We start from the raw sequence: 14,230 nt of genomic DNA on the forward strand, positions 1-14,230 counted from the left end.
GCATCATGATTATTAAACTGATCCAGCTGGTTCCTGATAACCTGAAGATTGATTTCTTCGGCCACCGTTTCTACGCCTTTATGATGAGTTTGATCATCATTGGCGGGTCGATCCTGTGCCTGGCAACCAAGGGCCTGAATTTCGGGATTGATTTTACCGGTGGTACGGTCATTGAAATTGCCGTGGAAACCGATCCGGATCTGGCCGGAATGCGCGAAGATTTGAACGCGTTGGGTCTGGGCGATATTTCGATTCAGGAATTTGGCGATGCCCGGTCCTTGATGATCCGCTTGCCGCAACAGGAAGGTGGTCCGGAAGAACAGCAAGGGGCCATTCAAAAAGTTCAGGACACCCTGATCGCCGAATTCGGCGAAGGTCAGGTTGATTTCCGCCGCACCGAATTTGTTGGCCCGCAAGTGGGACAGGAATTGAAGCGCGATGGTTTGATTGCGATGATTGTCGCCATTCTGGGCATCATGGGCTACATCTGGATCCGGTTTGAATGGCAGTATGGGGTGGGGTCTTTGCTGGCCTTGATCCACGACGTCATGGGGATTTTAGGGCTGTTCTCGCTGACGCAGATGCATTTTGACCTGTCGACTTTGGCGGCCATTTTGCTGGTTGCGGGTTATTCGATTAACGAAACCGTGATCATTTTTGACCGTATCCGCGAAACGATGCGGAAATTCAAAAAGATGCCGATGCCGGACATTATCAACTATTCCATTAACTCGACCTTGCCGCGGACGGTGATGACGTCGGGTTCAACCATTCTGGCGATTTCGGCGCTGTGGTTGTTTGGGGGCGAGGTGATCCGCAGCTTTACATCCGCGCTGTTCTTCGGGATTTTGATTGGTACGCACTCGTCCTATTTCGTGTCGGCACAATCTTTGTTTTATCTGAAGCTGCGCCCGAATCCGAACGATGCGGAAAACGGCAACAGCGAAGAAGTGGCCGCATAATCCATCATGGATGTCACACCGCTCGTCCCCTCTGGGGCCCAAATTATCCAAGCCTATGCGGATGGAACATTCCGCATATCCGGCACGGTGCATGATGGGGCGGTTATTGTCTTTCCAGACCAGACAGTCAATTGGACCGTGTCCACAGACATGGGTGTGGATGATTTTGCGCCGCTTCTGGCACGCGCCAGCGAATTGGATGTCGTGCTTCTGGGCCTGGGGGCCGGGGTGGCAAACCCGCCCTTTGAACTGCGCCGCGCTCTGAAGGACCGCGGTCTGGCGGTGGATTTCATGGATACCGGCGCGGCGTGCCGCACGTATAATGTTTTGATGGCGGAAGGGCGGCGCGTGGCCGCAGCTCTTTTGCCGGTTTAACCGCTAGCCAATTTGAGGAATAAAAATGGCTGATCCAACGATGATGGCAAACCTTGCCACTGACATGACGATTGTTCAGATGTTGTCCAGCCCGGCCGTGTGGCTGAGCTTTGCAACGCTGGCCTTGCTGGAGGTTGTTCTGGGGATCGACAATATTATCTTCCTGTCGATCATTACCGACAAGTTGCCGAAACATCAGCAACCACTGGCCCGCAAAATCGGGTTGGGATTGGCTTTGTTGATGCGGATTATTCTGCTGTCGATGGTGGCGTGGATTGCGACCCTGACCACGCCGGTCTTTACGTTCTTCGCAGGTCCTGAAGGGTTGGACCCGCATACGGTATCGTGGCGTGACATGATTATGCTGGGTGGTGGTTTGTTTCTGCTGTGGAAAGGCACGGGCGAAATTCACCACACGATGGAAGGGCATGACGAAGATGTGACAGGCAAGAAATCCGCCGTCTTTGGCTGGGTTATTGTTCAGATCGCCATTCTTGACCTTGTGTTCTCGCTGGACTCGGTGATTACCGCGGTGGGTATGGCCGAACATTTGCCGGTGATGATTGCCGCCGTGGTGTTTGCCATTGCCGTTATGTTGTTTGCGGCCGAGCCGGTCAGCAAATTTGTGCATGATCACCCGACGATTAAAATGCTGGCCCTCAGCTTTATTTTGCTGGTGGGTGTGGTGTTGATTGCCGATGGCCTGCACCTGCATATTCCGAAGGGATACCTGTACTTCGCCATCGCGTTCTCGTTGGGTGTGGAAACGCTCAACCTGCTGGCGGCCAAGCGTCGCGTGCGGCAGAAGGCGGAAGCCGCGCATTAATGCGCAGCAGAATGAAAAGAAAAATGCCCGGTTCACCCGGGCATTTTTTATTGTTCATTTTATTATTTACGGGCCGGGTGGGGTATTTGTATTGGTCGCGCGCGACAGCAGGAAGCTGGGCTGGCGAATGCCGTATCCGGTAATGCGGATGGATGCATCGTCAATGGTGACCAATGAAAAGGCGCCAATGGCACGACCCAGAACGGTATGGCGTTGGACCAGTGATTGCTGGGTAATATAATGAATTCCGTTAATTTCATGATGCTGGTTCCGGTGGCGGTGCCCAGCCATGCAGAGGATGACCTTGCCGCTGTCTTCCATCATCTTGCGAATGTCTTTACCTTCGCGGTAAAAGGCGGGGAAGTAGTTGGTCAAATTTTTCTCAATATACTCATCATCCGCAGCGGAGTTATCCAGCGGGACGTGCGAGAAAACGATGCAGGGTTTGGTTGCGCGGTTCAGCGCATCGCGGAACCAGTCAATATGGCTGGCCCAGGCGGATAAATACCCGTCGCCATCGCGGCCGTTTACGTTGGGGCTCCACAGGATCAGGTTATAATCACCCACATCGACCAGTTGCGATTCCGGCGAATATCCCAAAATGGCGGCGTTATCCGCGCGGGACAGGTTTTTCAAATCGTGATTGCCGTTAATCGAATAATGCGGGCCAGAACGCTGGTTAAAGTGGTGCGTCAGTTGTTTCAGGTAATGGGCGTCATCTGCCGGAGTCTTGAGAATGACCCGGTCCCCCATATCAACTGAAAAATCGACCCCGTTCCCGTTCGCGACTTTGACAAACCGGTCCATAAGCTTCGGTGCCTTGGACCCTTTCTTATTATTGATGTCAAAGCCGTAATGAATATCGGTCACGACTGCAAAACGTAACGCCATGAATGGGTTATAGCAGATTCGTGTTCGGCCCTCCCAGAAAAATCGCAGGACCTCCACCGCCTTGAATCGCCAAGGAAAAAGGGCCGTTCGCATCGGCAAACGGCCCTTTAAATTCTTAATTTGTGCGCTGCGAATTATGCGGCGACTTTCAGCGGGCCTTTTTCAAACAGCTGGCCGACATAGTCCCAGTTGATCAGGCTGTCGACAAACGCTTCCAGATATTTTTGGCGCGCATTGCGATAGTCGATGTAGTAGGAGTGTTCCCACACATCGCAACCCAAAATCGGCGTCTTGCCATAGACCAGCGGGTTTTCACCGTTGGCGGTTTTGGTGATTTCCAGTTTGCCCGTCGCGTTATCAACGGCCAGCCAGCACCAGCCAGAGCCGAATTGCGTCATGCCTGCCTGAATGAAATTGCCGCGGAAGGTGTCAAAACCACCCAGATCGGACGTAATTTGCGCGTCCAGTTTGCCGGGGATGGATTTTCCGCCACCGTCCTTTTTCATCCAGTTCCAGAAATGGATGTGGTTGTAATGCTGGCCCAGCTGGTTGAACAGTCCGGCCTTGGATTTGTCCTTGAACGCGGCGACCATCGCTTCTTCCAGCGACAGGTTTTCCAGGCCGGAACCGGCCAGCAGCTCATTGCCCTTGTCCACATAGGCTTTGTGGTGTTTATCGTGGTGGAATTCCAGCGTTTCACTCGACATAAACGGCTGGAGTGAATCATACGCATAGGGAAGTTCGGGAAGGATGAGAGCCATGCTATTCTCCTGATCGCAATTATGGTTATAATCTCTTGCGGTATTAGACCGCTGACCAAGATACATCGCTGACGGGTTTTGACAACAGTGAAAACAAGTAAAGATTCATTAGGGTATGCAGGCGATCTGGTGCGGGATCAGGATCCCGACCGTTTTATGATAACCCTGTTTTTTGATGGTGATGTGCGTGCGGATTTATGGACGCTTTATGCGTTTCACCATGAAATCGCCAAAACGCGCGAAGTGGTCACCGACACGCATATCGGTTTGATCCGTTTGCAATGGTGGCGTGACGCCATTGCGGCAATATACGATGGCGGGGCTGTTCCGCATCATCCAATCACCGAACCACTGGCCGATATGATCAAACGGCGCGGGCTGAACCGCGAATGGTTTGATGCGGTGATCTATGCCCGGGAATTTGATCTGGAAGATGTTTTGCCGGGAAACTTACCCGGTTTGATCAACTATGCCGATTTCACACAAACGCCATTGATGCGTCTGGCCTTGCAAATTACGGGCGATGATGTCGATGCGCCCGATGTTGCGCCGGTTGCGATTGGGTGGGCGTTGTCTGGTTTGATCCGTGCGGTGCCGTTTCATGCGGGGCAGTCGCGTTGTTTCATGCCGGGTGATTTGATGAACCGGGCGGGACTGTCAACCGATGCGCTGTATGCGGGACGTGATCTTGATAAATTGCCCGCAATTATTGCGACCGTACGGGATCAGGCGCACAGCATGATCCAGAATTTGTCCGGCAACAGCCGTTTGGTCCGCCTGTATCATGCCATGGCATTGTTCGACCTGGCCCGTGTGGCCAAGGCGCGGGACAACGTTTTCAGGGCAAAATTAGCCCATCGTGGACCGTTTTTCCCGCTTTTGCTGTGGCGTGCCGCCCGAAAGTAACATTTTGGAAAGGCCCGGGCCCGTATAATGAAGGTGGGTCAAGAAAAGGGGTATTTCATGGCGTTACCGCCGATTATTTCCAATTTGCCAATCTTCAAGTTCTTCCGTTCGGAAGGGCCGACACAGTCACAACAGCAAACGCAATCCACCCAATCCGGCGGCGGAACATTGCCGCGTGATGTGGTCGAGGTGTCGGATGCGGCGTTGGACAAACTCAACCAATCACAGGATAAGATCCGCAACGAAGCGCAGGCGCGCGATACGGCGGAAGATGTCCGTGACGATCTGGCCGAGAACGAGGATGTGTCCCTCGGTCTGGATGAAGATCGTCTCAGCGCTTAAACTTTCGCCCCTATAACGGATTGTTTGCTGTGCTGGGTGTTTCCGGGCCCAGAATGTGCATCTGCTCAATCGCTTCCTGACGCAGGGCCGGGTCGTTTGGCAAACTGTCCGGCGCGGGCGTTGGCATGGGAGCAGGCATCGGGGCCGGAGCGGGTGCGGGCGTTACTGATGATGTCGCTGCCTTTGCGTTGTCTTCAATTTTTTCCATTGCATCGGCATCCGGTTTCAAAACGATCGGCGGTGGGTTGTGCGGATCGGTCGGGCGCGTCGGTTCCGGTACAATCGGTGCGTCGGCGACGGGGGCTGGGCCCTCAGTCGGCGTGGCGGGCTCTGCCGTCGGCGTTGGTGCGGCGTTTTCCTCAGTCTTTTGTTCGGATGTCGCCGGTGCCGGCGCAGCCTCGTGCGTCTGACCCAATACCGGGTCGGCGATGGTTTGTGCTTCTGCCTTCGCTTCTGGCTGTGTCTCAGGTGTGGCCGTCGCGTTTGTCGCGGGGGCGTTCAGGGCGTCTTCCGCGCTGATTTCTGTGGGGGCCGTTGTGTCTGGCACCACGGTGTCTGCCGGAGGTGTCGGGCTTTCGGTTATTGCGCCAACGTTCAGTTCAGCAGCCGGTGCGCCCGCGGTGCCTTTGCGTGCAACGGCGGCGTCTTTACGGTCTTGTTGTGTGGCGCGGTGGTCGACCAGATGATCGCGATGTTCGGCCTGGATTCGTTTCATGGCATTGCGTTTGCCATACGGGCCCGTTTGTTCCATCTCAACAAAAATGCCGGGGTTGGCGATGAAGAAGTCACGATAGTCCGCGCGTTGCGTTTCAATGCGTGGGCGCCATGCGGCGACCAGATCGTCGGCGTTGCCGTTCATCCGTGTGCGGGTTTGCGCCATGGTCAGGGCTTCGGTCGTCCATGGGCGGCCACGTTCCGGGATGGAATTGGCGTTGCGGATAAAGGTGCCTTCGCCTTCGCGCAGGATGATGCGGCCGCGGTTTGTTTCAATCGTCAATTCGCCTTTCGGGACGTACACGCCGTATAAATCATCGACCATGCCAGCCCAGACATCGGTGCCGCGAACGGTGATTTTACCGTATCCGGTGACCAGCGTGACGTCAGGGCGTTCGGCATCGGCCACTTGTCCCGGTTGGAAATGGAACGGGCCAATCGGGAAACGGAACCGTGCGAAGCTTTGTTTGGAATCCAGATCGTTGAAATTGAAATTATCAATGCCCATTTCGGCCTCGGCGCCGATGGCCGTGCGGCTGCCGTCGATGAAGGCGATCATGGCGCGGCTGTCTTTGCCCGTGGCAATCACGTCGTGAATGGAAATGGGGGCGCCAACGGTCAGTTGTTCCGCCGTTGCACCGGCACCACCCCGCAGGATCATGGCCGTACCATCAATCGCCACCACCGTGCCGATGGAGGGCAGCGTGCGCGCGCTTTCCTCGTTCACCGCAGATGCAGGTGCAGATGATTGCACATCTTGTGCCATGGCGGGCAAAGCAAGAGCCGTCAAGGCCATGGCCGAGGTTACAACGCTGCTCAGGAGAATGTGACGATAGTGGCTCATTTTAAAACTCTTTCCATGGATGCGGATGGCCCGATTCTGAAGGCCGGCACAGTATCGGGGTGGATTTTGGCGGATTTACGGCCCGATCTCAATGAAATCGGGCCGTTTTTATAGGGTTTTCCGCAGTATTGGTGGGTTTATCAGTGTAATTTGGGGAAATGCCCGTCCTTGAGGAAGGATAGAATGCCCCGGCGGGCCGCCGGATTGTTCATGATAAAGGCATGGGCGGCGGGCACGGTCATATGATCGGCCATGCCAGGAAGCTTGGTGCTCTCCACCGTGACCAGCCCGTCATTCGGGCCGACGGATGCAGGGCCGAACATTGACATGACGGCGCTGGTCCCCGCGATGATGCCCAGTTCAAAGTCAACAGGGTGATCGCCGTAAGGCGCGCGGGATTCGGTCGTCAATTCCTGCCCAGCAGGGCCGAAGAAGGCTTTGTAGAACCAGATGTCTTTCAACAGGTCGGCCACTTCGCTGCCTTTGTTCGGCGGCCCCATCATCACCACGCGGCCCAGATTGGGCGGGCGGTGCCGTTCGATATAGGCGCGCGCCACCAATCCACCCATGGAATGGGTGACGAAATGAATTTGATCAAACGCATTAAACGCGTCGTGGTGGACCAGTTTTTTATGAATTTCCGCGGTCAAGCGATCAATCGTCTTGTCGGTGGATGGATAAGACAGATTCAAAACGGCATAGCCGGAATCTTCCATAAATTCGGCCAGCCCCGACATGATAATACGGGGTTGGGCGATGCCATGCATCAGGACGACGAGTTGTTTTTCAGTATTGGCGGTCATTTTTTCTGCGGTTCGGTGATGTCCAAAACGCGATGGTCGCCCGTTGCGGGGTCAAACACAACAATGCGGTGGTTGTTGGTGTCGGCAATCCACAATTTACCGTCAATCGCGGCCACATCACCCGGTTCGTTCAGGGGCAGCCCCTTCAGATCCATGGTGGCCAGTTGGCCGCTTTGCAGATCATAGGTGCGCAGGGCGTTGTTATAGGTGTCGGCCAGAACAATCTGGTCGTTCAATACTGTCAAACCCTGTGCGTGTTGCAGGCGGGCATCTGGATATGCGCCATCAACCAAGCCGAAATCAAACAACCCGGTGCCGACCAGTGTTTGAACGCTGTTGTTCTGCACACGGCGCAGGGCCGAGCTTTCTGCATCAACGAAATACAGGGTGGAGCCAATATTTTTCAATCCGCTGGGTTGGGCCAGGGTGGCGTTTAAAGCCGGGCCATCGCCAACGGCTTCGGCACCGCTGCCCACCATCACCTGCATCGTGCGGGCGGCGGGGTCATAGCGCCAGAGTTGATGCACACCGGCCATGGCAATGGCGACCGACCCATCAGGCAGGGATTCAACATCCCAAGGGGAAGCGAGTTCCGTGGTCATGGCCTTTTGCGCTTTAAACGGTGGAGAAAATGTCCGCTTGCCATTCCCGGACAATGTCATGACCGATCCCGTGTCCAGATTGGCGACGCGCAGCATGTGGTTGTCGGTATCGGCGATGTACAAATTGCGCCCGATCAAAACCATGCCACGCGGGTGGTTAAATTTTGCCATGACGAATGATCCGTCACGGTGACCGGCTTCGCCGGACCCGATGGTCATCTTTACGGCCCCGGCACGATCGAGAACGAGAATACGGTTATGGCCCGAATCCGCGACGAAAATCATGTCGCCAGCATTCTCAATCCGTGCGGGAAAGGACAGGGCGGATGTTTTTGTCCGCACCGGAACCAGTGTTGAAATGTCAGTGAATGGGGGTGTAATGCCAGCCGTGGCCGCAGATACGGCGGCATCAATCGCGGTGCGGTGACCTTCGCCAGACCAGCGCGCGGCCTCGCGTCCATCCGGACCGATCAGGATTTGTGTCGGCCATGCGCGGACGCCAAAGCTCTTCCAGATGGCATAATCAGAATCGTTGATGACCGGGTGGTTCAGCCCAAAACGTTGCGCAGCGGCCAGAATACGTTCATTGCCTTTTTCGCCTTCGAATTTGGCGGAATGCACACCGATGACCAGAAGTTTTTCGCCATGTTTGCGTTCCAGGAAATCAAGGTCGGGAACAATCTGCATGCAATTGATGCAGCCATAGGTCCAGAAATCGAGCAAAACGGCGCGGCCCTGCAAATCCTGCATCGTCACGGGGCGTGTGATGTTCAACCATCCACCCGCGCCGCCGGGTAACAAGCGGTCATAGACGCTATCCTGTGCTTGCGCCGGAAGGATCGAGATGATCGACAAAAACAAGGCAAGCAGGATCGTGCGCATTCTTCGCTCCGTTTCAATAAAGGTCTAAATATAAAATTACGCTTTACGCAGCCAGACGCTGTTGCTGGACCAGCCATTGGTCCAAATCGCGCAGGGCCCGGGACGTCAATGCCCGTTTTTTATCACCACCACGCACCGGGCGCCCGCGACCGTCGGTTTCATCCACCGGAGGAAACAGGCCGAAATTCACGTTCATTGGCTGGAATGTTTCGGCATTCGCGCCGCCCGTAATATGGCTGAGGATCGCGCCCATGGCGGTTGTTTGCGGCGGCGCGATCAGGGCTTGGCCCAGACGTTCGGCGGCGGCAAAGCGACCGGCCATAATGCCGACGGATGCGCTTTCCACATATCCTTCGCATCCCGTGATTTGTCCGGCGAAGCGCAGACGCGGCATGGCCTTCATCCGCAATTGTCCGTCCAACAATTTGGGGGAGTTGATAAAGGTATTGCGGTGCAGGCCACCCAGGCGGGCGAACACGGCATCTTCCAATCCCGGGATCATTTTCAATACGCGCGTTTGTTCGGCGTATTTCATTTTGGTCTGGAACCCAACCATATTGTACAGCGTGCCGAGCGCGTTATCCTGACGCAATTGCACGACGGCATAGGGGCGTTCGCTGGTGTGCGGGCTGGTCAGGCCGACGGGCTTCATTGGGCCGAAACGTAATGTCTCCGGTCCGCGTGAGGCCATAACCTCGATCGGCATGCAGCCTTCGAAATACGGCGTGTTGGCTTCCCATTCCTTGAATTCAGTTTTTTCGGATGTCAGCAACGCGTCAATGAAGGCGTAATACTGATCCTTGTTCATGGCGCAGTTGATATAGTCTTTACCCGTACCCGCCGGGCCTTCTTTATCATAGCGCGACTGGAACCACGCGGCATCCATGTTGATGCTGTCTTTGTACACGATCGGCGCGATGGCGTCGAAGAACGCCAGTTCGTTTTCACCACCCAGATTTTTAATCGCATCGGCCAGCGCCGGGGATGTTAACGGGCCGGTGGCGATAATGACGCTGTCCCAGTCTTCCGGGGGCAGGCCAGCTACTTCACCACGTTCAATGGTGACGAGCGGATGTTCGTTCAAGGCCTTGGTCACAGAATCCGAAAACGCATCACGGTCCACGGCCAATGCGCCACCCGCGGGAACGGCGTGTTTGTCGCCCATCTGCATAATCAGCGAATTGCATTTGCGCATTTCCGCATGCAACAGGCCAACAGCATTTTGTTCCGCATCATCCGACCGGAACGAGTTGGAGCAGACAAGCTCCGCCAATCCTTCGGTCTTGTGCGCGTCGGTGGGGCGGTTGGGCCGCATTTCGTGGAGAATAACGGGCACGCCAGCCTGCGCGATTTGCCATGTGGCTTCGCTTCCGGCCAGACCGCCGCCAATGACATGAATGGGTTTTACGGTCATGGGTCTGATTACGAATCTTTATAGAGGTCGATGTTCTTGGAATAGTAGCTGCCCGAACGGTAGAAACCGTTGCGCTGGTACAGGCGTTCGGCATCTTCGGCGCCGATATCTGTATCCAGTTCCAGCAATTTGCAACCTTCCTCCATCGCACGGCTTTCGGCGAATTTGATCAGCTGCGCGCCGTAACCCTGGCCACGGTGGCTGGCTTCGACCACAACGTGTTCGATATAGGTCACAAACCCGTCATGAATGTTGTGGTTCGGCATAATGCCGATCACGCCGACAACTTCGCCGCCGATTTGCGCCACGAACATCCGGTATCCGGTCGCACGGGCGACGAACACGCGGCGGGCATAGGTTTGCATATCCAAATGCGGGAACAGTTGATGAATGATGGGATAGGCGCGGTGGTAATCGGCATCCGAACGGGCTTCGCGCACAACCATGCGCGGGTTTTTCCCGTTCGCCTTTTTCTTCGCGGCCTTGGCCGCCGCGTTGCGTTGGGCGGAGGTTGTTTTCTTCGCCGGGGTTAAAGGCTGTTTGCCTTTGCGTGTCAGCGTAGAGGCCTTTGCCTTTTTCGTATCTTTTTTTGGGGCGGCCTTCTTGGTTGTTGTTGCTTTCTTAGCGGGGGCGGCTTTGCGCGTTGTCGTTTTTTTCGACATGGGACACCGTTTCTTTTCTTGCGTCATCAATGATGTGAATGATGGCCGCAACCTTAGCATAGTGATGGGGACGCGGCAATATTACCATAATATCATGGTTTTCGTGATTTAGGCGGCAATGCTGGATTTCTGCGGGGTTAAGGCCCGTTTCATCATGCGGTCCCAGACCATTTTCCGCGATGGATCACCCTTGATCAGGGTATCAATGATCTTCCACCGGCGGGAAAAGGACGGGTTGGCATAGTTGTACAAAGCACGGCTGAGCGTTGTTGCACCATGTTCCAGATGCGGGCTGCATAAAATCGCATGTCCTTTGCCCACGTTGCATTCAATAATCGCGGCGGGGGACCCGGGCAATGTGGTGTAGCGTGCCAGAATTTTTGTATTGGGGGCGTCTTCGGCCCCGACAAAAACCGGGCCGCCATTGTAATGCACGGTGGCGGGGATGGCCCCGCCGGAATTTATGGAGTCGTCCAGCCATTCAATCTGGGCGGCGTGGTTCCATGATTTTGTGACGTCGCGGTCTTCGATAAAATCCATGACCGGGCCGATGGCCGTGCCGGGGAAGAAATTGAGTTCGCGCGCACCGATGATGGATTGGCCTTCGATCCCCTCGGCCCATTTTATATCGCGGCTGGCGTAATATGCGCCGGCGCACAGGCCGAGATAGGCCCCACCTTCTTCAACATAATGACGCAGGATTTTATTGCCCGCGCCATTCAGTTTTTCACAATTATACAGATCGGCACCGCCCGGCATGATGAACAGATTGACGGACTTGTTCAAAATACCGGTCTGCAAATCCCCGGCATCGCACGTTGTTACGGCGAATGGGCCATACGCATCGCGCAAGGCGCGGTGCAATTGCGCATTGTTGTGAACGTAATCTTCGTACACCAGAATACGGGGTGTTGCGGTCATGGTTTGTCCTCCGGAATGAAGAGGATTTTTGCAGGATTTATTGCGATCGGGCAAATGAAAAGGGGCTGTTTCTGGCGCTTATTCGCTGAATTCCGCCAAATCCGGCACGCGGGAGAAGGCGATTTTGGTGCCCACGAACCCGGCCTGTGTTTTGGGTGATACGCCCAGCCGCAGGGATTCCGCCCCGTATTTTGTGTTGATTTTATCCATCACGGCGGACAGGGCATCGTCCTTTGCCGTTTGTTGACGCACTGTGGGGGATATGGTGTCGAACAAATCATTGGTGATTTCGTCCGCGCGGCAAAGTTTATAAAGCGACACCGAAACTTTACGCATTTGTTGGGCGTGTGTTTCGTCCATCATCGCATCCCACATGTCATCGAGAGCGCGCAGGAAGGAGAAATTATCCTGTGCGGGCGGCAGGCGGGCTTCCGCCGCCCAGCGTGTTTCCGTGCGCGTGACGGGGTCGATAATGCGGGTGGAAAAATTTAACCGCGCGGCGAAAAATTCTTCACGGCGTAATCGTGTGGCGGCTTTGATCAACAGGCGGCGGGCCACTTCCCGCGCGGCATCGGGGCGACGCAGGGCAGGGTCCAGGATACGGCTGTGGCCAAAGACGGATCGGTCGGTTTCGGTATCGGGCACATCATAACCGCGCAGATTGTACCAAAACCGTTCGCCCGCAACACTGCCCCAGATGCGGCGGGCGTGTTTGGGCGATGTGTGCCACAGGCTTTCAACGCTTGTGATACCGGATTTTTTCAACCGTTCATTCATGGCCACGTTAATACCGGGAAGGTCGGTCAGCTTCAGCGCGAAAAGTCTTTCGGCCATTGTTTCCGGTTCCAGAATGACAAACCCGTCCGGCTTTTTCATGTCAGTTGCGACCTTGGCCAGAAAACTGTTCGGGGCAATACCGATGGAACATTTGATCTGTGTGCCGACATGATCGCGCAACCCCATCTTGATCCGGTGGGCCAGCGCGGTGGCGGATTCCACATTCCGTTTGTTCGGGGGCAAGCGGCTGGACAGTTCATCAATCGACCAGATTTTATTGATGGGCGTATGGCGGATGACTTCGTCCAGAATTTTGTGGTGATAAATCACATATTGGTCATGTCGCGCGGGAACGCAAACCAGTTTGGGGCACATGCGTTTGGCCTCACGAATAATGGTTCCGGTTCGCACGCCATACAGTTTTGCTTCATACGATGCGGCGATGGCGCAGGTGTGATCCGTCATCATCGGAACAACGGCCACGGGCCGTCCACGCAAGGCAGGATTCAGCTCTTGTTCAACGCTGGCGAAGTAGCTGTTCAGGTCGAGGAACAGCCATTGCAAACCGGATTGTTCGGGCGGGGTAAAGTTCATGGTCGGGCACGCGATATTTTTAGGATTATATGCCTGAATTATAGAGGACAACAAGAACAATTCAAGAACAAATATTCCCCGCTGTAAGGCGCTGAATATGCTAAAGAAAGAACCATGAATTATCGCCACATCTACCACGCTGGAAATTTTGCAGACGTCATCAAGCATATCGTGCTGATGCGGGTGCTGGATTATCTGAAGCAAAAGGACAAGGCGTTCTTCGTTCTGGACACCCATGCCGGCATTGGCCTTTACGATCTGGATGCCGATCAGGCGCGCCGGACGGCCGAAGCCGATGACGGGATCGCCCGCGTGATGGCGCATGCCGATACCGCGCCGGATGCTGTGCGCGCCTATGTCGATCTGGTCCGTGGCTTTAACCGGGGGGATGAATGGCGGACCTATCCGGGGTCGCCCGCGATTACGCACAGCCTGATCCGTGACCAGGACCGCATGGTGGTCAATGAATTGCATCCCGATGATGTTGTGACGCTGGATTATAATATGGGGCGGGACGACCGGGTGCGTGTGGAACATATGGACGCGTATCAGGCGATCAAGGCGTTGCTGCCGCCGCCGGAACGGCGCGGCATGGTTCTGGTCGATCCGCCGTTTGAAGTCACCGATGAATTTGCCCGCATGACCAAGGCGCTGGTCGATGCGCATAAACGCTGGGCCACCGGGGTGTATGCGTTTTGGTACCCGATTAAGGACCCGCGGGTGATTGCCCGGTGGCACAATGATCTGGCCGATACGGGAATTCCCAAGATTATGGCGGTCGATTTCATGATCCGCCCGGCCAGCGACCCCACCCGCCTGAACGGCAGTGGGCTGGTTTTGGTGAATGCGCCATGGACGTTGGAATCGGAATTGAATACAATTCTGCCATGGTTGGTTTCGACCCTGACGAATGGGGCGGGGTCATTTACCATTACACGTCTGACGGGGGAATAA

General features: G+C 55.3%; 15 protein-coding genes. 6 read left to right on the forward strand and 9 right to left on the reverse strand.

The window, feature by feature from the left end:
- The first annotated feature begins 5 nt into the window (after positions 1-5).
- From secF to A11S_RS03590, 3 genes are read left to right on the forward strand one after another with little or no spacing between them, the layout of a single operon-like run.
- Positions 6-962 (forward strand): protein translocase subunit SecF, encoded by a 957-nt coding sequence (gene secF / locus A11S_RS03580; protein ID WP_015467129.1) that lies wholly within the window; start codon positions 6-8, stop codon positions 960-962.
- A 6-nt stretch (positions 963-968) separates the two neighbouring features.
- A complete protein-coding gene (locus A11S_RS03585; RefSeq protein WP_015467130.1) occupies positions 969-1,337 on the forward strand; it encodes an Mth938-like domain-containing protein in 369 nt (122 codons plus the stop codon).
- A gap of 25 nt (positions 1,338-1,362) precedes the next feature.
- Positions 1,363-2,163, forward strand: coding sequence for a TerC family protein (locus A11S_RS03590; RefSeq protein ID WP_081604750.1), 801 nt, complete (start codon positions 1,363-1,365; stop codon positions 2,161-2,163).
- A gap of 66 nt (positions 2,164-2,229) precedes the next feature.
- Here A11S_RS03590 and A11S_RS03595 read toward each other — a convergent pair whose 3' ends face one another.
- Both A11S_RS03595 and A11S_RS03600 read right to left on the reverse strand, forming a co-directional pair.
- Entirely contained in the window at positions 2,230-3,147 is a 918-nt protein-coding gene (locus A11S_RS03595) for a metallophosphoesterase family protein (protein ID WP_235068129.1), read from the reverse strand.
- Positions 3,148-3,188: 41 nt separating this feature from the next.
- Positions 3,189-3,815 (reverse strand): superoxide dismutase, encoded by a 627-nt coding sequence (locus A11S_RS03600; RefSeq protein WP_015467133.1) that lies wholly within the window; start codon positions 3,813-3,815, stop codon positions 3,189-3,191.
- Between the two features lie 87 nt (positions 3,816-3,902).
- Between A11S_RS03600 and A11S_RS03605 the strand changes: the two genes are divergently transcribed.
- Entirely contained in the window at positions 3,903-4,721 is an 819-nt protein-coding gene (locus tag A11S_RS03605) for a phytoene/squalene synthase family protein (protein ID WP_015467134.1), read from the forward strand.
- Between the two features lie 57 nt (positions 4,722-4,778).
- Positions 4,779-5,063, forward strand: coding sequence for a hypothetical protein (locus A11S_RS03610; protein ID WP_015467135.1), 285 nt, complete (start codon positions 4,779-4,781; stop codon positions 5,061-5,063).
- 10 nt (positions 5,064-5,073) lie between these two features.
- Here the strand turns inward: A11S_RS03610 and A11S_RS03615 are convergent, their stop codons facing one another.
- From A11S_RS03615 to A11S_RS03645, 7 genes are all read right to left on the reverse strand, one after another.
- On the reverse strand, positions 5,074-6,621 hold the full coding sequence (locus A11S_RS03615) for a FecR domain-containing protein (RefSeq protein WP_041802405.1): 1,548 nt from the start codon (positions 6,619-6,621) through the stop codon (positions 5,074-5,076).
- 140 nt (positions 6,622-6,761) lie between these two features.
- Complete coding sequence (locus A11S_RS03620) at positions 6,762-7,424, reverse strand: esterase/lipase family protein (RefSeq protein ID WP_015467138.1); 663 nt, start codon at positions 7,422-7,424, stop codon at positions 6,762-6,764.
- Complete coding sequence (locus tag A11S_RS03625; protein WP_015467139.1) at positions 7,421-8,908, reverse strand: thioredoxin-like domain-containing protein; 1,488 nt, start codon at positions 8,906-8,908, stop codon at positions 7,421-7,423. Before A11S_RS03625 ends, A11S_RS03620 begins: the two co-directional genes overlap by 4 nt.
- Before the next feature lie 43 nt (positions 8,909-8,951).
- Complete coding sequence (gene trmFO / locus A11S_RS03630) at positions 8,952-10,322, reverse strand: methylenetetrahydrofolate--tRNA-(uracil(54)-C(5))-methyltransferase (FADH(2)-oxidizing) TrmFO (RefSeq protein WP_015467140.1); 1,371 nt, start codon at positions 10,320-10,322, stop codon at positions 8,952-8,954.
- Between the two features lie 8 nt (positions 10,323-10,330).
- Complete coding sequence (locus tag A11S_RS03635) at positions 10,331-10,984, reverse strand: GNAT family N-acetyltransferase (protein WP_014102404.1); 654 nt, start codon at positions 10,982-10,984, stop codon at positions 10,331-10,333.
- Positions 10,985-11,092: 108 nt separating this feature from the next.
- A complete protein-coding gene (locus A11S_RS03640) occupies positions 11,093-11,905 on the reverse strand; it encodes a BPL-N domain-containing protein (protein WP_015467142.1) in 813 nt (270 codons plus the stop codon).
- Positions 11,906-11,983: 78 nt separating this feature from the next.
- Complete coding sequence (locus A11S_RS03645) at positions 11,984-13,276, reverse strand: Y-family DNA polymerase (protein ID WP_015467143.1); 1,293 nt, start codon at positions 13,274-13,276, stop codon at positions 11,984-11,986.
- A 114-nt stretch (positions 13,277-13,390) separates the two neighbouring features.
- Between A11S_RS03645 and A11S_RS03650 the strand changes: the two genes are divergently transcribed.
- Positions 13,391-14,230, forward strand: a complete 840-nt coding sequence (locus A11S_RS03650; RefSeq protein WP_015467144.1) for a 23S rRNA (adenine(2030)-N(6))-methyltransferase RlmJ — start codon at positions 13,391-13,393, stop codon at positions 14,228-14,230.

This window comes from Micavibrio aeruginosavorus EPB, assembly GCF_000348745.1.
GTDB lineage: Bacteria > Pseudomonadota > Alphaproteobacteria > Micavibrionales > Micavibrionaceae > Micavibrio > Micavibrio aeruginosavorus_A.

Excerpts from the sequence above, each read along its gene's own strand:
- A11S_RS03610 (WP_015467135.1), top strand. The coding sequence starts at position 4,779 with ATGGCGTTACCGCCGATTATTTCCAATTTGCCAATCTTCAAGTTCTTC.
- A11S_RS03645 (WP_015467143.1), bottom strand. The coding sequence starts at position 13,276 with ATGAACTTTACCCCGCCCGAACAATCCGGTTTGCAATGGCTGTTCCTC.
- A11S_RS03625 (WP_015467139.1), bottom strand. The coding sequence starts at position 8,908 with ATGCGCACGATCCTGCTTGCCTTGTTTTTGTCGATCATCTCGATCCTT.
- A11S_RS03635 (WP_014102404.1), bottom strand. The coding sequence starts at position 10,984 with ATGTCGAAAAAAACGACAACGCGCAAAGCCGCCCCCGCTAAGAAAGCA.
- A11S_RS03615 (WP_041802405.1), bottom strand. The coding sequence starts at position 6,621 with ATGAGCCACTATCGTCACATTCTCCTGAGCAGCGTTGTAACCTCGGCC.
- A11S_RS03620 (WP_015467138.1), bottom strand. The coding sequence starts at position 7,424 with ATGACCGCCAATACTGAAAAACAACTCGTCGTCCTGATGCATGGCATC.
- A11S_RS03585 (WP_015467130.1), top strand. The coding sequence starts at position 969 with ATGGATGTCACACCGCTCGTCCCCTCTGGGGCCCAAATTATCCAAGCC.
- A11S_RS03595 (WP_235068129.1), bottom strand. The coding sequence starts at position 3,147 with ATGCGAACGGCCCTTTTTCCTTGGCGATTCAAGGCGGTGGAGGTCCTG.
- A11S_RS03650 (WP_015467144.1), top strand. The coding sequence starts at position 13,391 with ATGAATTATCGCCACATCTACCACGCTGGAAATTTTGCAGACGTCATC.
- secF (WP_015467129.1), top strand. The coding sequence starts at position 6 with ATGATTATTAAACTGATCCAGCTGGTTCCTGATAACCTGAAGATTGAT.
- A11S_RS03640 (WP_015467142.1), bottom strand. The coding sequence starts at position 11,905 with ATGACCGCAACACCCCGTATTCTGGTGTACGAAGATTACGTTCACAAC.
- trmFO (WP_015467140.1), bottom strand. The coding sequence starts at position 10,322 with ATGACCGTAAAACCCATTCATGTCATTGGCGGCGGTCTGGCCGGAAGC.
- A11S_RS03590 (WP_081604750.1), top strand. The coding sequence starts at position 1,363 with ATGGCTGATCCAACGATGATGGCAAACCTTGCCACTGACATGACGATT.
- A11S_RS03600 (WP_015467133.1), bottom strand. The coding sequence starts at position 3,815 with ATGGCTCTCATCCTTCCCGAACTTCCCTATGCGTATGATTCACTCCAG.